Genomic DNA, 17,839 nt, shown 5'->3' with positions numbered 1-17,839 from the left:
TTGGTGGGTCACGTCGCAGCGAAGAAACGATGCTGACGCAACGTGAGATGGATTTGGCTGCTTCAATTCAAGCAGTCACTGAAGAAGTAGTGATTAAGTTAGCGCGTGGTATTCGTAAATCGACTGGTCAAACTAATTTGTGCCTAGCTGGTGGTGTAGCGCTCAACTGTGTTGCTAATGGCAAGCTCTTACGTGAAAGCATTTTTGACAATATTTGGATTCAGCCTGCGGCAGGTGATGCAGGTGGTGCAGTTGGCGCTGCCTTAGCGGCGTATTACATGATGTTGGGATTACCACGCACGGTTAATCCAGCATTGCAAGATGGTATGAAAGGCTCTTACTTAGGTCCTGAGTTTGAGCAATCCGATATTGAAAAACGTTTAGCAGCAGTTGGTGCGAAGTTCACTAATCATTCTGATGAAGAAATCATCACCTTAACGGCTCAAGCATTAGCAGATGACAAAGCAGTAGGCTGGCATCAAGGCCGCATGGAGTTTGGCCCACGCTCTTTAGGCGCTCGTTCTATATTGGCGGATGCACGTTCACCGACTGCGCAAAAGCTCTTGAATCTCAAGGTGAAGTATCGCGAGTCATTTAGACCATTTGCCCCTAGTGTTTTGCGTGAAGATGTCTCTGAGTGGTTTGATATCAACACCGATAGCCCCTATATGCTTTTGGTTGCTGACGTCAATGAGTCCAAGCGCTTAGTAATGTCTGAAGAAGAGAAGAAACTCTTTGGTATTGAAAAGTTAAACGTACCTCGCTCGAAAATCCCTGCAGTAACACACGTAGATTACTCGGCACGCGTACAAACTATTCATCAGCAAACCAATCCGAAGTACCATGCCTTGGTCACTAAGTTTAAAGAGATCACGGGTTGCCCAGTGGTCGTCAATACCTCCTTTAATGTGCGTGGTGAGCCGATTGTGTGTACCCCTGAGGATGCCTTCCGCTGCTTAATGGGTACCGAGATTGAGTTCTTAGTCGTGGGTAATTCGATTATGCGCAAGGAAGATCAAGACCCTGCACTGAAGCTCGATTACAAAAATGCTTACGAGTTGGATTGAGTTAGATCAAGTACGAGCGAATTTAATCCAACACACATTCGATACGGGATATCAATGAAGACGCTGAAAAAACTCCTATTCCCAGCAATCTTAGCGGCCTTGGCCGCTTATTTGTTTTTTAACGCCTATACACAACGCAGCGTTGCTAGCTTCTTATGGGCCCTGAGCGTAGCGCTCATGTCCCTTGCGGTACTCACGTGCTTTCTCAGAAATACCGTTATCGCTACGATATCGATTGTGGTGACTCTAGCAATTGCCGAAACTGCTTTGGGTTATTTGCCGGCCCTCATTGCTAAAAAGCCTGATTCTGGAATTAATACTGCCAAAGATAAATCGATCTACGCCTACTTTGATAGTGCTCAGACCTACAACACGCCAGCATATTGGCATTTAGGCCAATTTGGTAGTCAACCAAAGCCAGGCGTCTTTACGGCTAAGAAAATTGCTTCCAATGGTGATGTACTTTATGACACGGTATTTACCATCGGCCCCGATGGATTTAGGGTGACACCTAAATATGGCGACAAGCAGACCTATCGCATGAATTTTTTGGGCGACTCCTTTACCTTTGGTGAAGGTGTGTCTGATAACGAGACCATGGCGTATTACGTGGGTGATTTAGTCAATAGTCAACAGCAGGGCGCAGGCAAGTGGGCGCCGCTTAAAGTCAAGAACTATGGCATCCATGGATGGGGTATTCATCAAGGTTTGGCGGTTTTGCAAAGTGAGCTCGATACCAAGGCAAATCTTAATGTTGTATTGACAGCCCCATGGCATTCCAGTCGTGTGGGCTGTGCCGACTTCTTTAGTTTGGGCTCACCCAAATATGAGCTGCAGTCTGATGGCCTAGTAAAGCGGGATGGTTATTGCCGCTCTTTTGGATGGGTAGAGCATTCACCCAAAGCCCTGCGCGGACTCATTACCTCCTCAAAAGTATTTAATTTGATTCAAGATAGCCTGCTTGTCACCTCCGATCAAGATAAGCAATTAGAAATTTACTTGGGTGTACTTAAGACGATTGCGGCGGAATCCAAGAAGCGTGGCGAAGATTTAGTAGTTGGATTTATTAAGGCGGATGATCAGTGGTTTGTTGGTAGCTATAACAATGACAAAATCATGGCCGCTATTAAAGCTATGGGTATCAATGTGATTGATATGACCTTAGCGGATAAGAACGAGTTACTGGCACGTAATTACTATATTCATGAGTTGGATAAGCATCCGACTGGTGCAGCTAATTTAGCCCGTGCCAAGCTTTTGATGAGTAATATTGCTAAATAAGCAAACATCAAAGCCAACTATTTTGCCTATTCATGAGCTCACGTAAGTTCTCCATCCTTAGACTCATTAGCTTAGTAGCGCTATGCGCAGTACTCTATCTCTACTTCTTACGCGTCAATGAGATTCAGTTTGATTTTAAGCATCATGGCTACATCACAGGGGACTGGTTAATCAATTACACCAATGGCTTAGTGCGCCGAGGCCTCTTTGGTGAAATTTCTATCCAAATCCATCACTGGTTTGGCACTAGCCCAGTCGATGTAGTGCTCGCCAGTAAATACATAGCCTATGCCGTTCTGTGTGGATCTATTCTGCTGCTAGCATTCGTTAAAGGGATTGGACTCATCGAGGTTCTGCTGTTGATTTCGCCTTGGGCCTTGATGTTCGATCTGAATGATCCAGGAGGCTCAGGCCGGAAAGAAATCCTGCTCTTTGCTAGCTTTGCCTTTTTTGCTTTCTTGCAGGTCTTTAGTAAGTCGCCTTCTAAATCGATATTCAAGAGATGGGATTTTTACTATCTCATCATTGTGATGACGGTCATGGCTTTTGCGCATGAGGGCCTCATCTTTTTCTTCCCATTCTTTTATCTGCCTTTGTATCTGAAGCGGGGTTTCAATAAAAGTGACTTCCTCACCGTTTTCATTCCATACCTTATTTCATTATTGGTATTAGCGGTGCTCTATGTCTTTTTCAAAGGCAATAAAGAAACGGCAGATGCCATTTGCGCAAGTCTGAATCCTTGGAGTGTGAACGGCTCACTAGGATGTGATGCCATTCACCTGCTAGCTGGTAAACATCCTAAGGCGCATATTGGATTTATTAAGTCTTTTACCCCTTTACTGCTGCTCACCATGATCCCGATCTATTGCTACGGTAGATGGGTTGCTGGCTTAACAAAACATCATTTATTACTAGCGATGATCCTTACCTTGGTCTTAACAGTACCACTGTATGGCATTGCGATTGACTGGGGTCGTTGGATTCATATTTCTGGGATGTTATTTTTTATTACCTTTTTCAGTCTAAAAGGATCAAGTACCCCTCGTTGTTATTCCTTGGTCACTGTAATGCTGATTGTGTGTTTAGCCGTACCATATACATTTTATTGGCGTATTCCACACACTGTGGGCGAACATAAAGTCTTTTGGTGGTGGACTCAAGATCCTGCAGGCTATCTAGAAGCCTGGCGTCTAAAGTAATCAACGACATTGATGTCTAACGCGATACCCAAAATTCCTGAATTGCCGAATCATCAATATCGTTCTGATATCGATGGCCTCAGAGCATTTGCAGTGTTATCAGTGGTCTTATTCCATGCTTTTCCAGAGTTTATCTCTGGTGGTTTTATTGGGGTGGATGTCTTTTTTGTCATCTCCGGCTTCTTAATCTCAACCATCATCTTTGAAAAGCTAGAGCAGGGTAGCTTTAGTTTTATAGACTTTTACGCGCGTCGTGTACGCCGCATCTTCCCAGCATTGATCTTGGTGCTACTTACCTCGTTCATCTTGGGCTGGTGCATTCTATTTGTGAGTGAGTACAAGCAACTCGGTAAGCACATTGCTGGTGGTGCAGGATTCATTGCCAATTTCATTTTGTGGAGTGAGAGTGGCTACTTTGATAACTTATCCGACACTAAGCCTTTACTCCATTTATGGAGTTTAGGAATAGAGGAGCAGTTCTATATCGTCTGGCCACCGATTCTCTGGGCTGCGTGGCGCTTACGCCTGCGCATCCTCCCGATCATTGTGATAATTGCTATCACTTCTTTTGCATGGAATTTGTATAGCATCTCAATAGATCCTGTTGCTACTTTTTACTCACCACTAACGCGCTTTTGGGAATTGCTCATCGGTTCTGTGTTGGCTTATGTCACAGTATTTCATACAAAGTATCCAAAGCTTGTAGTCAGCTCAGTTTCTCAGGCTAATACCTATTCATGGATAGGCTGTGGCTTGTTTTTCACTGGCCTGTTATTGATCAATAAAGACAGTGGCTTTCCAGGTGGCTGGGCGCTATTACCAACCTTAGGCGCCGCCTTGATGATCAAAGCAGGTCCAAGCGCTTGGTTTAACCGAATGATATTGGGCAACTCAGTTTTGGTGTGGTTTGGCTTAATTAGTTATCCACTCTATCTCTGGCATTGGCCGCTGCTTTCTTTTTCCCGTATTCTGAGTAGCAGTGTTCCTGAGTTAGAGATTCGGATTGGGGTGGTAGTCCTATCTATTCTTCTATCTTGGCTGACGTATCGATTTGTAGAAAAGCCGATTCGCTTTGGAAATGGAATTCAATTTAATATCACTTTCCTTGGGAGATGGTTTGTTAGTAAAAAAACTATCACTATTGCCCTTGTTGTAGGCCTTTTCTTGATTGGTCTTGCGGGTTATGTAGCCAACTACAAAAATGGTAGCCACTCACGTCTAGTCAATAAGATCAATATTGACCCCGAGTCAGGCTATGACGGAGTCGCTGGAGTTGACCTGATTGATGATTGTGGGTTAGCTAATTCTCCATCGATTGATAAATCTTGGTTTGGCACCTGTTTACGCGATAGCCGTCCATCACTCAAATACGCCATGGTTGGAGATAGTCATGCTGAATCGATCTTTAGAGGTTTGGTTCGAACCTCTAATGAGGCAGGCCGATGGCTCTTTATTGGTGGTCCAAATGGTAAGAGTGGTGTGTCGATTATTGTTTCTAATAATCCCATCTATAAAAAAGTCATGCCCTCTAGCGAGTACGCGATGAACGCGCTAGCTCAAAACAAAAAGATTGAGACTGTTTTATTTGTAGGCGCTAGTCGTAACTTATTCGGCTTAAATGAAAAGAAATTTTTAGACGATTTGGAGGCTTCACCAAACTTTGATGTGGCTTATGAAGCAGTTCAAAACGCTATTAATCCCTTAAAGGCTGCCGGTAAGAAAATAGTGATCTTGGAAGATAATCCGACGCTGGCTTTCCCGGAAGATTGCTTGCAAAGAAAGAGTACGATTGCAGCGATTAATTATTTCTTTCCCAAAAAGCTTAACCCCCGTTGTGTATTAACCGTGGATCAACATCTGCATCGTACTGAACAATATAGACGTCTATTGGCTAAGCTGGAAAAAAATAATCCTGGCACAGTCACTATCTTTTACACGACGCCGATTCTGTGTGATGAGAAAAAAGGCCTGTGCGAGATTTCAAAAAATGGTCGATTGCTCTATAGCTTCTCAGACCATATCTCTGATTACTCCGCAGGCTTGATTGGCCGGCCGCTGAATGAGTGGCTTAGAGACCAACCCGCCAAATAATCTATTGAAAATTTGCTTGGCTTAAACCACGCCCTTTTGGGTGAAGAAGAGTTTGCCGTCCCAAGCTTGGCAAATCAGATCCTTCTTGGTTTTCCAGCCTTCGCTGTTATCTGAAGCTTCTTCGTAGGCCCATTGTGGGTTAACCGTAAATGGTTCCTTAGCCATGAGGGCGGAGATCCAGAAGGTTTCTTTGTCACCCCAAACGTATTGATAGGTATCAGGGTGATTATTGTTCAGTTCATACAAGCACTTAATCGTCTGTGGGTGCTTGCTACGATTGATCGCAACTACGCCGCTATCAACATAAGTTTCAATGACTGGCTCAGCCGGAATGCCATCTTTCCAGATGTAATCCCACTCTATCGGGAAGTTATTCGGCTTCTGATTATTCAGGCAGCGACGCAACCAATTTTGGCGCTGCTGATAAAACGCATAGTTACGGAATTTATTGCCTTTAAAAGGTTTGCGCAGTCCTAATTGGTATATCAACTTGTCATACCAATTAAATTCAAAGACCCAGCGCTTGAGATCCCTAAAGAGATAAAAACCCGTCTCTTGGTAGCCGGCATCACTAAAGAGGTTTTCTGGGTTTTGATGGAAGATCCCATCGGCATCGAATAACAAGACCTCATTAAATGAACTGTTGGCAACGATAAAGGCCTTTACCTGAAAGCCTTTCCAGTGAGTAAGGTCAGAAGTAAATTCAGAAACATTACGCCAAATAATCTTGTCCGTAATCGCATTAATTTTTTGCTTAGACTCGGTGCTCAATTCATTTCCGACTTCCCAGATTTCGATTGGGAGTTGGCAGCCTAGCTCGCTATAAATCTTCTTGAGGTTAAAGAGGGCAAACTGTACATAACGCTCTGGAATGCTAGTGACTAGGCCACGCGAAGAAGAATTACTCATGAAATAACTTTATAGGTAAATAGCAGGTGTTTTGTTGACTAGGCGATATTAATGACTACTGCAGATTATTTTTTGAAGAGTGACTGGGCCCACTTTAAAGGTTCTAGTAATTTCCAGATGCGATTTAGACGCGCCTCTAGCATTTGGGTCTTGCGCTCCATCACATCAAATCGCTCTTGGTAGCGATTTGCTAATAGCTCTAGGGTGAGACCATATTCCTTGGCAAAGACCGCGTCAAAACTGGCTACGGTAGAAGCATTACCAGCTTTTTGAGCAATCACGGCATAGTCTGGGCTGACACCAGACAGCACGGCAAATAGACTAGCAGGACCATGTTCTTCTCTGAGTGGCACTGATTCTTGAACACCCAATACCTTGGATCTGGTAAAGCCAAGGTAGCCTACTAAAAAGCTCAATAGAGCAGACGGCAAAGGGCGCTGATGAGTAGGATCTAAATAGAAGCTTGAGGTGCCCACTACTAAGTTCTCAGTATTGGGCGCCTCTAGAATTAATAGTCCCGCAGGTTTCAAAACCCGTAAGGCTTCTTTAATCAGAGCCTCTAAGTCTCCCAAAGACAAATGCTCAGCAATATGAAATCCCGACACAATACTGAGGCTATCGGCTGGTAAAGATTTGAGGTGCGCAATCGCATCGCCAGTTTGCACATTGAGACCGCGACTTCTGCAAGCAGACAACATGCCGTCATCAAGATCAATGCCTGAGGCGCTAAGTTGATGATCTTTTAGTAGCTCAAGCCACTCTCCACGGCCACACCCCAAATCGAGCGCAGTCGCATTGGGATGCACTTCCTGAATCTTTTGAATAAAGGGCATGTAAACCGCAAGGCGAGATTTAATCGTCTCGCGTGATCCGCGATGCTGATCTTCAAATGCTTTGTAGAAGTTATTTTGATCTGAGCTCATGCGTTTTTAAATAGTGTTGTCTGCTTCTGAAATGACTTACTGCTTAATCTCAACTGTCGGAGGTAGCCAAGCTACCCCTTCAAAATGTTCTTTACTATTAATGACGGTAAATACCAGGGCATGATCACGCCATTCATAGTTATTGGCTATGTGATTGTCAGATGCATGTAAAGATAATGCAAGTGAGTAGGTTCCAGGACCAAAATTAGCAATAAAGCGGAAGTTAAACTCAATTTCGGCACTTGCAGCTAAGTTCTTAAGGGTCTTATTCAGATGAAAGGTATTGGTGCCGTAAACCGGTAGGCCCAAACGGTCTTTGAACATATAACCCAGGACCAATTCATCTATGGCTTGATTGCAGCGTACCTTAGTAGATAGGGTGACTTCTTGCGCTACTTGAAGGACCTCAATCCGTTTACCTTCATTATTGAGTATCGCCACGTCCATAATCGTCGCTTCACCACTGCCAGAAGTGGTTTTGACTTTGCCAGATTGGGTGATTTCTTGTCGAACGTTTTGATTTTCGCGATCGGCCAATAAGACGTTGTAATAGTCCATCACCATTTCTGGTTGACCTTCAATGGCTACTTTGCCTTGGTTCAGCAAGATCGCCCGATCACAAATCGATTGAATGGCCATCTTGTCATGAGAAACAATGAGTAGCGTGGTGCCATGCTTACGGAATTCGCGTATGCGATCAAAGCACTTATGGGTAAAGTAGGTATCACCTACGGATAAGGCCTCATCCACAATCAGGACATCAGGACGCTCTGCAGTTGCCACACTAAATGCCAAACGCATTTGCATACCGCTGGAGTAGAAGCGTACTGGTTGATCAATATATTCGCCGATCTCAGCAAATTCTTCGATGGCTGGCATCATCGCGGTGATCTGATCCACGCTATAACCGAGTAACTGGCCAGCCATATAGGCATTTTGCCTGCCAGTGAAATCCGCATGAAAGCCAATACCCAACTCAAGCAGAGCAGCAACCTTGCCACTCATCTCTACTGAACCAGTAGTAGGCTGTGAAGTGCCCGAGATCATTTTAAGAAGCGTGCTCTTACCAGCACCATTGACACCAATAATGCCGACAGCTTCACTAGGATTGACCGTGAAATTGAGATCTTGTAATACCCAGTTCAAGGTATGACGATCTTTACTAAACGGAATGATCCATTCAGCGAGGCGTGACCATTTAGATGGGTAGCGCTTATACGCTTTACCGAGATTGCGAACGATGATCTGTGACATTAGAGTAAGTCCACCATTTCACCGGAACGCTTACGAAATAAGCGAAAGCCATTGATATTGAGTAATACCGCCAAGACGCAGATAAACCACAGGCTAGACCAATCTGGCCATTGGTGGTTGACGAAGATGCCCTGAAAAGCTTGTAGCAAATTGGTCAGTGGATTAAACGACACTAAAAAGCGAATTTTTTCAGGAAGGATATTGGTTGAATACACAATCGGCGTGAGCCAGAACCAAAACTGGAGAGCCACGGTATAAAAGTAACCAATATCTCTAAAGAAGACATTGAGAACGCCCAAGGTCATTCCCAAGCCGATCGAGAAAGTAATTAAGATAATGAGTAAAGGGATGACCGCTAAGAAGCAGTAACCAGGAAAGTTATTGGTCACCAGCAAAAAGAGTGTAAAGAGGGCAAAGATAATGATGAAGTTCAGGCCCGCATTGAGAATGACGATGACCGGCAGACAAAGGCGTGGAAAATTGAGTTTCTTGAGAAGATTGGCATTCTCTAGAAAGACGACTTGGGCACGTGAGGTCAGTTCGGAAAAGAGTGTCCAAACAATCACACCGATACATAAGTAAATACTGTAAGAGTAAAGACTAGCGCTGCCTTCGCCAGCAGCACCAGGTAAACGAGCTCCCATTACCTTCGAGAACACAAGTGCGTAAACCACAATCAGTGCAAGGGGGTTAATAATGGGCCATGCAAAACCCAGTAGTGAGTTCTTGTACTTGGTTTGGAATTCTCGTTTAGTGCTACCCAGGATAAATGCCCGGTATTGCCATAGTGAGGCAATAGAGGTGAATAAGCCTGGGGAGCGTGTATTTGAATTGAGCATTGGCCCTAGTTTAATAAGGTTTTGAGAACTGACTGGGCACTTTCTTTCCAGGTCAGCCAAGGCATCTTGTCTGAGCGGGGATGGGCACCTTTGGCATTTAAATCGAGCCATGCCTCAATAGCCTGTGTCATCTCTTCGGGCTTGGCGGCTCTGTAATAGAAGGCATGCTCTCCAGCCACTTCTTTAAAGACCGGAATATCTCTGGCAATAATTGGAACATGTCTTCTAGCCGCTTCGATCAGAGGCAGACCAAAGCCTTCACCATCAGAAGCGGCAATGAGGCAGGTACTAGCCGAGTAAATCTGATCTAAGTACTCATCACTAATACTGTCTAGCCAAAAAAGTCGTTTATTTAATTCTGGGTGACTTTCAATATGGCTGACTAATTCATCAACCATCCAACCTTTTTTACCGATGATCACTAAATTGACTTGAGCACCTTTGGCCCACAGTTTTTCAAAGGCAGGCAGAGTTTGGCTGTAGCCTTTGCGGGGCTCCAATGTACCAATCATGACAAAGCTCGGTTGCGCATTAATCTTGGTAATCACTTCGCTAGCATTTGCTGGTAAGCCGGATGTGGGAACCGAGTTTTCAATATCGGCTCCCAAGTGGAACCAGGCGACATCAAATTGTTTCGGAAGATCAGGGATATTAACCTTAGCCCATTTGCGATAGTCATCAGCGACCGCTTTAGAGATACAAATAATCCCATCAAATTTACTAATCTCTAAGAGCCATTGGCGATGATTCAATTCGGCTGCACTTGGAAAGGCATTGGGGAACAGAATTGGTAATAAGTCATACACCACGAAATACACTTTCGTACCGCTTAACTTGATAGCAGACAGGTATTGCTTCTGGGCTTGCACAATATCCGCTTGCAAATCGATGCCCAAGAAAATATCACCTGGCTGAGTTTCGATGATCGGGTCTTCAATATTATTCGTATTACTCTCGCCCATACTTTGCTTTTCTACCTCGCTGGCAAAGAATTTCTTCTTGAAGCGATTAGCGTAGCGATAGCCCAAGGTCAGTTGATTAGCGTAAATGGGATGAACGTCATAGCCCGCTGGCGGGTTTAAGAGCATTTCAGTCAGAAGTGAACGCACTACACGCTGAATACCTGTCTTAGCATCACGCTTTACTAGCTCTGAGATATCAATCAAGATTTGAGGCTTGCGAGGCTCTACGGGGAAGTTCTGGGCCAAGCAAGCAGAGAACTGCAGAAGATCGACTTCCTTATAGCGCTTACCATCAAAAGAAAGTTTGCCTAAATCAGCAATTAACTTTTTCAGAATAGCGGCCTTAGCCAGTTTTGGTGTTTGAATGCCGGCAGCTTGACGCTGTGCCATTAATGCCTCAAAGCCTGCAATCGCTTTTTGCGCACTTGTATCCCAAGAGAACAAAGGTGCCTGCACTTTGGCATGCGCTTTCATACGCTCGATCAAGGCTGGATTCGATAAGAACTCTGAAATCTTTGCGCTAATCGATTCAGTCGAGAGAGGATCAAACAGTGCCTCTTCAAGATTGACCACTTCAGGCAAGCTAGATGTATTTGAGGAGATCACTGCAGCACCGCATTTCATAGCCTCTAAGGCAGGTAAGCCAAAGCCCTCGTGCCATGATGGGAACACAAACAATTTACAGCTGTAATACAGGGTTTGTAATTCATCATCGCTAATGTATTCGGTAAAAACGACTTCATCCGGATTCATGCCCGAGGCTTTAATGCCTTTGAGAAGCGCCAGATGCTCTGCGCGATCAATACGGCCTGCTAAAACAAGTTGATGCTGAAGACGCAGCTCTGCAGGAATCTGTGCATAGGCCTCGAGTAAGCGAGTGAGATTCTTACGGGGATCAGCACCGCCGGTATATAAAACGAATGGGCGGGTAATACCAAACTTTTCTTTTAGAGCAATGGGATCTGTTGCTGGCGCGGCATCGCTAAAGAAAGGTTCGGCAGCCGAAGAGATATTCACAATCTCTTCTGGTGAAAAATCTAAATGCTCTAAACCTTCAGACCTTGAGAATTCTGAAATGCTCAAGAGTAAGGAAGCTCTTTTAAGGTATTCCAACTTCCGTAAGTAGTAGGTCGCATAGAAACGATCAACCTCTAAATACTCTTTTGAATTTAAGAAAGGGATTAAGTCATAGAAAGAAATGCTGACTGGGGTGTCGGCATCAAATTTACCTACGCTAGTAACTGTATTGTCGCCAAAGCCCTCAAATAGACTACTGATATGGACGATATCTGGCTGCAGACTGGCAATAAACGCTTCACGAACGAGTTCAGCACCTTCACGTCGTAAATCCGTGCCCGCTTGGCATTCCATCACTGGGCCAGGCGCATACCAAATCCGAATATTTTCAGGAGGCAATAAGCCTTCAAATTGACTCTTGATAAATTGTGTGGCGTCTGGAAAAAGGCCATTCAAAACAATAATGACCTCATGCTCACCACGATTACGAATAATTGCCTGAGCTAAAGAAGTGGAGTAGCGACCAATACCTCTAAAACGACTATTACTTTGTGCCCCTTGTAAGTCAATCACAATCCGCATTAGTGAGCCTTTGATGAAGATTGATCTGCGGATGAGGACTTGAGCTCATGAAAAATAGATTGAGCGTGTTCAGAAAGTTGTTCTTGCGAAATATCGAGCACGACAACCGGCCCAACCATGAGTGGGGAAAATTGATTCACCGATGCTTGCTGCAAACGACTGGCGTAAAACTTCTTCAGAAAGTTGTACATGCCGTATTTGCAGATGAAGAAATAGACCTGCCGACGTAAGGCAGGGTTTTTGTCTAAAAAAGCTAAGCCATGCTTTAGGGTGCTTAAGATATGGCGTTTTAGGGCTTTTTTCATGTAATGTGGTTTCGGGGAATCTCTGCTTCTGTCAGAAACTCTTAATCTGATACCGAAAATGGTCAATAGGCCCCAATTATATTGGGTTTATGGGCCCCAATTCCGTAAATATAGGCATCTGGCTAGCCTTAAAAGCCCAAATTAGCTCTTAGGGGACTAAGCTTAAAAAGAGATACTCAAAGAAAATGATCAGATGGACCACGCCTTGAAGGACGGTAGTCCTACCAATGGCTAAGGTCAGCGCTCCTATAAAGAAGGAGAGATACATCAAAATCATATTGAGTGAGCTGATGCCCAAGCTGAGTGGTAGATCAAAAATAATCGCGATGGCAGCCACAGCTGGAATGGTTAATCCAATACTCGCTAGAGCAGATCCTAGGGCTAAGTTCAAACTACTTTGTAAACGATTAGCGCGGGAAGCACGGACAGCAGCAAAGCTCTCAGGCAAAAGTACTAAAAGTGCGATGGCAATACCCACAATCGTTTTAGGCGCACCCACTGCCTTCACTCCAGCTTCAATAGCAGGACTCAGTGCTTTAGCTAATCCAACAACAGCTACTAATGTCACTAGAAGAAGCACAGCACTGACGATTGTTTTTAGATTACTGGGTTTAGGAGCATGGACGCTGTGATCGGTTTTATCTTTCTTAGATTTTGGAAGATAGTAATCGCGATGAGTCACCGTTTGGAAAAATAAGAATGCGCCATACAACATAAAAGAGGCAATTCCAGCAAAAGCTAATTGACTCACGCTAAAGGTAGGGCCCGCAGTACTAACTGTCACCACGGGCATTACTAAAATGAAAGTGGCTAATGCAGTTAATACTGCCAAGGCAGAATTGGTACCCTCATTACGGAAAGACATTTCATGATGTGTGAGACCGCCGACAAAAATACAGAGGCCAATAACACCATTCATGATGATCATGACCGTAGCAAAGATGGCGTCACGCGCAATAAATTCTGAGCCCTCATTGCCGGCTAGCATCATTGAAACGATCAGCGCTACTTCAATGACGGTAACACTAAGAGCAAGTACCAAAGTTCCAAAAGGCTCACCAATCTTATGGGCGATCAGCTCGGCATGATGAACTGCTAAGAGTACTGCGCCAATCAGAGTGGCCCCAAGTAAAGCAATAACCCAAGTTTGATTTAGTAAATCTGTCATAGCAGTCGGCCGAGGCGAGGAGGGTCAATAAAGGGTAAGCTTATAGTACTTTACAAATAAAGATGAAATATATGAAAGCAATGATTCTATTCGGGCACGGAGCAAGAGATAGTCGTTGGCGTGAGCCCTTTAGTCGCTTGGCTCAGTTGTGGCAAGCGCAGCACCCAAACACCCCGGTAGAGCTAGCCTTTTTAGAAATGATGCAGCCCTCATTGCAAGAGGCTGTCAGTACTTTAAGCGCAAAAGGGGCAACTCAAATTACGGTAGTACCAGTCTTTTTTGGGCAGGGCGGCCACTTGCGAAATGATTTTCCAGCGCTACTAGAGGCATGCCAAAAGCAATACCCCAACATCACGCTAAGCGCAACGCCTGCTGTGGGCGAAGACCTGACTGTCTTGCAAGCGGTTGTTGATTTCGGGGCTAGAGCCCTCTAAGGAAGTAGTGGCGTTTTGTTTTAGAGCTTCACCAATCATGATGAGCGCTGGTGAGCTACGATCAAACCATTGATCCGCTTTGCCTGCCGCCAGTTCAGAAAGAGTGCTACCCCATTGACGTTCACGCGGCGTACTCACGGCTTCTAATATTTGCACAGGAGTGTTGATCCCATGATTAGGGCTTTGCTCAATCAGCTGTTGTGCAATTCGTGATGCATCTTTGCGACCCATGTAATACACCAAAGTATCGGCCGATGGATTGGCAAGCGGCTGTCCAAATCCTGAATTTTCTGTGGCTTGCGCTAGCGTTACAAAGGCAACACTGCGCGAGACGCCACGTAAGGTGAGTGATTGACCAATGCTGGCAGCAGCAGCGAGGGCAGCAGTAATACCAGGAACCACTTCCACTTCAATTCCGGCATCCTTTAGTGAGCTCAACTCCTCATCTGCACGGCCAAACAACATCGGATCACCGCCCTTGAGCCGAACAATCGTTTGATATTTGTAAGCGGCATCCACTAGGCGCTTGTTAATAAAGTGTTGAGCAGAAGATAATTTGCCGCAGCGTTTACCTACTGGTACTAAAGTAGCTTGTGGGCACAGCGCCAGCATCTCTGGTTCAACTAAAGCATCATGGAATACAATGCCTGCCTTCGCTAGTAACTTTGCGCCACGAACAGTTATGAGATCAGCAGCGCCAGGACCAGCGCCTACCAAATAGACTTTACCGAGAGCATTATTCAGCTTCATTTCTTCAAGCCTCTAAAAGCGAGCGCTTGCCGCGCCAACTGTTTTGAGTAGTGACGCTAAACAAATTAAATTGATTTAAGCCAAGTTCCAAGTTTTGATCTGGACGTAGCTCAAAGCTATCAAAGCCTACTCGTGCACCTTGGAGTAGCTGATCAATTAAGACATCACCAATTGCCCTCACTTCACCTTGCCAGCCAAGGCGATCACGTAATAAAGCGGCTGTACTAAAACTTCTACCATCTCTAAAAATGGGAAAGTGTGCAGCAACCAAAGGCCAGAGCTCTTTGCCTGCTTCAATCATGTCGGCATGCTTGAGAATATCGTCATCGGCAGCAAACCACACACCGATTTCACCATTGTTAGCGCGCTCGATGATGTCAGGATTTTTGTGGTGCGTAATCCACCAATGAGAAGGCACTAACACTTTTTGATCACCATACCCAAGATCCGGAATACCCCCTTCATCTTGCTCGCCATACCAAACCTGCCATTCATTTTGAATGAGGGAGGGCTCGCCTTCTTTCGGAAAGTAAATGATCCGAGGATTCAATTGAATTTGCGTAGCAGTTGTCATTAAGCAGGCACTCCTAGGGCATCTTGCTTCTGAACTTTTGCCTTTGCATTACTGTATGCAGCTTCTTTAAAAGGAGTTACTCCTAAGCGACGATAAGTCTGAATGAAGGACTCATCATGACTACGTTGCCCAATATAAGTATTGATAATGCTAGTCATGACATCAGGGATTTCATCGGCATAAAAAGACGGACCGATCACTTTGCCGATTGCAGCCTCATTACCTTGTTCACCACCCAGGGTGATTTGATACCACTCTTCACCATCTTTGTCGACGCCAAGTATGCCGATATTGCCAACGTGATGATGGCCGCAGGAGTTAATGCAGCCGGAGATATTAAGACTAATATCGCCTAGGTCATATAAATAATCTAAGTCATCGAAGCGCTCTTGAATTGCCTTGGCAATTGGTAAAGACATTGCATTGGCAAGAGAGCAAAAATCCCCACCAGGGCAAGCAATGATATCGGTCAGCAGGCCAATATTCGGCAGAGCAACTTTTTGCTTCTTCGCTGCTTGCCATAAGGAAAACAGTTGAGTCTGCTCTACGTCCGCTAACACTAAATTTTGTTCATGCGTAATACGCAATTCTCCAAAGCTATATTGATCAGCCAAATCCGCAATCGCGTTCATTTGCCCTGATGAAGCATCGCCTGGTGCAATGCCATGGTGTTTTAAAGAGAGGATGACGCTGGCATAGCCTGGCACCTGATGGGCTCTAACATTACGCTCATGCCAACGAGCAAAAGCTACTTTTTCAGTAATAGGCAGATTAGATAAGAGATCTTCAGTTGAAAGAGTAATTAAAGCTTTATAAGCGGGCCTTCTGAAATGCTGTGCTACCCGATCCCATTCTGATTGAGTAAAGTTGTCATCACTTTTCGCAATATGGATCCATTCACCCTCTACTTGGCGAGCGAACTCTTGAGGTCCCAGAGCTTTCACTAAGATCTTGATACGGGCTTTGTAGAGATTATCGCGACGACCAAAGCGGTTATAAACACGCAGTAGGGCGGTCAAGTAGCTAGGTAGCAGTTGCCATGACAAATCTTCTTTAATGAGCGAGCCTAAAATCGGTGTACGCCCCATACCACCACCGGCATAGATGTTTGCTAGTAACTCACCAGCAGAGTTTTTCTTCAGTTCAATCCCCACGTCATGGCACAGCAAGACTGTACGGTCTTCTTTCGCGCCATTGATTGCAAATTTGAATTTGCGTGGTAGGTGTGCAAATTCAGGATGCAGTGTTGACCATTGACGAAGTAGTTCACAAACTGGGCGAGGGTCTACATACTCATCTGCAGCTACACCAGCAAATGCATCGCTAGTGATATTGCGGATGCAGTTGCCCGATGTTTGAATGGCGTGCATCTCTACTTTGGCAAGCTCGGCCAAAATATCAGGCGTTTCTTCTAAATTGACCCAGTTGTATTGAATGTTTTGACGGGTAGTGAAATGACCATAACCCCGATCATATTGTTGAGCGATTACAGCTAGGGTTCGTAATTGTTTGCTGTTCAATAAGCCATAGGGGATGGCAACCCGCAGCATGTAGGCATGACGCTGGTGATAAAGACCATTTTGTAGGCGTAAGGGGCGGAATTCTTCCTCGGCTAAGCTGCCATTTAAGCGCCTTGCTACTTGATCCCGAAATTGGGCAACCCGCTGATCTACAAGGGTTTGGTCAATGGCGTCATATTTGTACATAAGAGCGCCATTGTCATATTTAATAGATATTTCTCAAAAGAATTAAAAGTCCTTTCTATATACTAATATTGGTATATAGAAATATTCCCTAAGGCTAAAGCTCAAAAACTCTGCTTCAATGCGTATAGGGATTCATTTCCTTTATAACAATTAAAAATTCATAAAACATCGGGAGAAAAGATGAAAAAACTTCAGGCTACCGGCCTTATTGCCGGTTTATTGGTGAGCGCAACCCTATTTGCGGCAGATGCCCCTAAAACACCGCTGCCTATGAATGCGGGGAAAGGGTTTTCGCAAGAAGGCTTAAAGCGGATTGATGCATTTTTTGCAGATGAAATTGCCAATAATCGAATGCCTGGTGCTGTTTTGGCAGTGGCTAAAAATGGCAAGCTGAGCATCTATAAGTCATATGGTTATTTAGATAAAGCTAGCAATAAGCCGATGACAAAAGATGCGATCTTCAATTTAGCTTCGATGACAAAGGTAATGGCCTCAGTAGGAGCACTTACATTTTATGAAGAAGGCAAGATGCCTCTTCTTGCACCAATCTCAAATTGGTTGCCACAATTTAAGGATATGAAAGTAGGGCAAGTTGATGCTGAAGGCAAGCTCAATTTAATTCCTGCAAAAAATCAAATTACCGTACAAGATTTGATGCGCCATACCAATGGCTTAACCTATGGTGGACGTGGCGCAACGCCAGTTCATAAAATGTATCCAGCAGGTTCAGCGGTTGCTGCTTTTCAGCTCTCAGATCAAGAGTTTATTGATAAGTTGG

At 44.7% G+C, this 17,839-nt stretch carries 16 protein-coding genes; 6 read left to right on the top strand and 10 right to left on the bottom strand.

Features of this window, described 5'->3' with window-relative positions:
- From ABWP14_RS10065 to ABWP14_RS10050, 4 genes are all read left to right on the top strand, one after another.
- Nucleotides 1-1,067 (top strand): carbamoyltransferase family protein (locus ABWP14_RS10065; RefSeq protein WP_353202842.1); only part of this gene is annotated, 1,067 nt, incomplete at its 5' end.
- A gap of 54 nt (nt 1,068-1,121) precedes the next feature.
- Complete coding sequence (locus tag ABWP14_RS10060) at nt 1,122-2,348, top strand: SGNH/GDSL hydrolase family protein (RefSeq protein WP_353202841.1); 1,227 nt, start codon at nt 1,122-1,124, stop codon at nt 2,346-2,348.
- Between the two features lie 32 nt (nt 2,349-2,380).
- On the top strand, nt 2,381-3,547 hold the full coding sequence (locus ABWP14_RS10055) for a hypothetical protein (RefSeq protein ID WP_353202840.1): 1,167 nt from the start codon (nt 2,381-2,383) through the stop codon (nt 3,545-3,547).
- Nucleotides 3,548-3,559: 12 nt separating this feature from the next.
- On the top strand, nt 3,560-5,638 hold the full coding sequence (locus ABWP14_RS10050) for an acyltransferase family protein (RefSeq protein WP_353202839.1): 2,079 nt from the start codon (nt 3,560-3,562) through the stop codon (nt 5,636-5,638).
- A 21-nt stretch (nt 5,639-5,659) separates the two neighbouring features.
- Here ABWP14_RS10050 and ABWP14_RS10045 read toward each other — a convergent pair whose 3' ends face one another.
- The 7 genes from ABWP14_RS10045 to ABWP14_RS10015 all read right to left on the bottom strand — a co-directional run bounded on the left by ABWP14_RS10045 (nt 5,660) and on the right by ABWP14_RS10015 (nt 13,597).
- Nucleotides 5,660-6,547: an alpha-mannosyltransferase gene (locus ABWP14_RS10045; protein WP_353202838.1), complete on the bottom strand. Its 888-nt coding sequence runs from the start codon at nt 6,545-6,547 to the stop codon at nt 5,660-5,662.
- A 65-nt stretch (nt 6,548-6,612) separates the two neighbouring features.
- A complete protein-coding gene (locus tag ABWP14_RS10040) occupies nt 6,613-7,470 on the bottom strand; it encodes a class I SAM-dependent methyltransferase (RefSeq protein ID WP_353202837.1) in 858 nt (285 codons plus the stop codon).
- Between the two features lie 36 nt (nt 7,471-7,506).
- Nucleotides 7,507-8,724: an ABC transporter ATP-binding protein gene (locus ABWP14_RS10035; RefSeq protein WP_353202836.1), complete on the bottom strand. Its 1,218-nt coding sequence runs from the start codon at nt 8,722-8,724 to the stop codon at nt 7,507-7,509.
- Nucleotides 8,724-9,563, bottom strand: coding sequence for an ABC transporter permease (locus ABWP14_RS10030; RefSeq protein ID WP_353202835.1), 840 nt, complete (start codon nt 9,561-9,563; stop codon nt 8,724-8,726). Before ABWP14_RS10030 ends, ABWP14_RS10035 begins: the two co-directional genes overlap by 1 nt.
- A 5-nt stretch (nt 9,564-9,568) precedes the next feature.
- The gene (locus ABWP14_RS10025) at nt 9,569-12,124 is read right to left on the bottom strand and encodes a glycosyltransferase family 4 protein (protein ID WP_353202834.1); all 2,556 of its coding nucleotides are present in this window, start codon (nt 12,122-12,124) and stop codon (nt 9,569-9,571) included.
- Complete coding sequence (locus tag ABWP14_RS10020; protein ID WP_353202833.1) at nt 12,124-12,429, bottom strand: hypothetical protein; 306 nt, start codon at nt 12,427-12,429, stop codon at nt 12,124-12,126. Before ABWP14_RS10020 ends, ABWP14_RS10025 begins: the two co-directional genes overlap by 1 nt.
- A 148-nt stretch (nt 12,430-12,577) precedes the next feature.
- On the bottom strand, nt 12,578-13,597 hold the full coding sequence (locus tag ABWP14_RS10015; RefSeq protein ID WP_353202832.1) for a calcium:cation antiporter: 1,020 nt from the start codon (nt 13,595-13,597) through the stop codon (nt 12,578-12,580).
- 71 nt (nt 13,598-13,668) lie between these two features.
- On the opposite strand from ABWP14_RS10015, the gene ABWP14_RS10010 reads away from it, so the two are divergent.
- Nucleotides 13,669-14,031 (top strand): sirohydrochlorin chelatase, encoded by a 363-nt coding sequence (locus ABWP14_RS10010; protein ID WP_353202831.1) that lies wholly within the window; start codon nt 13,669-13,671, stop codon nt 14,029-14,031.
- Here ABWP14_RS10010 and cobA read toward each other — a convergent pair.
- Genes cobA through ABWP14_RS09995 form a run of 3 tightly spaced genes read right to left on the bottom strand, consistent with a single transcriptional unit; the run spans nt 13,954 to nt 17,061 of the window.
- Nucleotides 13,954-14,781, bottom strand: coding sequence for a uroporphyrinogen-III C-methyltransferase (gene cobA / locus ABWP14_RS10005; RefSeq protein WP_353202830.1), 828 nt, complete (start codon nt 14,779-14,781; stop codon nt 13,954-13,956). The two genes, ABWP14_RS10010 and cobA, sit on opposite strands and share 78 nt — an antisense overlap.
- Nucleotides 14,782-14,785: 4 nt before the next feature.
- Nucleotides 14,786-15,355: a DUF934 domain-containing protein gene (locus tag ABWP14_RS10000; RefSeq protein ID WP_353202829.1), complete on the bottom strand. Its 570-nt coding sequence runs from the start codon at nt 15,353-15,355 to the stop codon at nt 14,786-14,788.
- Complete coding sequence (locus ABWP14_RS09995) at nt 15,355-17,061, bottom strand: nitrite/sulfite reductase (RefSeq protein ID WP_353202828.1); 1,707 nt, start codon at nt 17,059-17,061, stop codon at nt 15,355-15,357. Before ABWP14_RS09995 ends, ABWP14_RS10000 begins: the two co-directional genes overlap by 1 nt.
- Nucleotides 17,062-17,241: 180 nt before the next feature.
- Here ABWP14_RS09995 and ABWP14_RS09990 point away from each other — a divergent pair.
- Nucleotides 17,242-17,839 (top strand): serine hydrolase domain-containing protein (locus tag ABWP14_RS09990; RefSeq protein ID WP_353202827.1); only part of this gene is annotated, 598 nt, incomplete at its 3' end.

Source organism: Polynucleobacter sp., assembly GCF_040400325.1.
Lineage (GTDB): Bacteria > Pseudomonadota > Gammaproteobacteria > Burkholderiales > Burkholderiaceae > Polynucleobacter.
Note: the sequence above shows the minus strand (reverse complement) of the source record. Positions and strands in the feature narration are given on the sequence as shown.

Bases quoted from the DNA above. Each gene is read 5' to 3' on its own strand.
- ABWP14_RS10060 (WP_353202841.1), top strand. From the start codon at position 1,122: ATGAAGACGCTGAAAAAACTCCTATTCCCAGCAATCTTAGCGGCCTTG.
- ABWP14_RS10055 (WP_353202840.1), top strand. From the start codon at position 2,381: ATGAGCTCACGTAAGTTCTCCATCCTTAGACTCATTAGCTTAGTAGCG.
- ABWP14_RS10050 (WP_353202839.1), top strand. From the start codon at position 3,560: ATGTCTAACGCGATACCCAAAATTCCTGAATTGCCGAATCATCAATAT.
- ABWP14_RS10045 (WP_353202838.1), bottom strand. From the start codon at position 6,547: ATGAGTAATTCTTCTTCGCGTGGCCTAGTCACTAGCATTCCAGAGCGT.
- ABWP14_RS10040 (WP_353202837.1), bottom strand. From the start codon at position 7,470: ATGAGCTCAGATCAAAATAACTTCTACAAAGCATTTGAAGATCAGCAT.
- ABWP14_RS10035 (WP_353202836.1), bottom strand. From the start codon at position 8,724: ATGTCACAGATCATCGTTCGCAATCTCGGTAAAGCGTATAAGCGCTAC.
- ABWP14_RS10030 (WP_353202835.1), bottom strand. From the start codon at position 9,563: ATGCTCAATTCAAATACACGCTCCCCAGGCTTATTCACCTCTATTGCC.
- ABWP14_RS10025 (WP_353202834.1), bottom strand. From the start codon at position 12,124: ATGCGGATTGTGATTGACTTACAAGGGGCACAAAGTAATAGTCGTTTT.
- ABWP14_RS10020 (WP_353202833.1), bottom strand. From the start codon at position 12,429: ATGAAAAAAGCCCTAAAACGCCATATCTTAAGCACCCTAAAGCATGGC.
- ABWP14_RS10015 (WP_353202832.1), bottom strand. From the start codon at position 13,597: ATGACAGATTTACTAAATCAAACTTGGGTTATTGCTTTACTTGGGGCC.
- ABWP14_RS10010 (WP_353202831.1), top strand. From the start codon at position 13,669: ATGAAAGCAATGATTCTATTCGGGCACGGAGCAAGAGATAGTCGTTGG.
- cobA (WP_353202830.1), bottom strand. From the start codon at position 14,781: ATGAAGCTGAATAATGCTCTCGGTAAAGTCTATTTGGTAGGCGCTGGT.
- ABWP14_RS10000 (WP_353202829.1), bottom strand. From the start codon at position 15,355: ATGACAACTGCTACGCAAATTCAATTGAATCCTCGGATCATTTACTTT.
- ABWP14_RS09995 (WP_353202828.1), bottom strand. From the start codon at position 17,061: ATGTACAAATATGACGCCATTGACCAAACCCTTGTAGATCAGCGGGTT.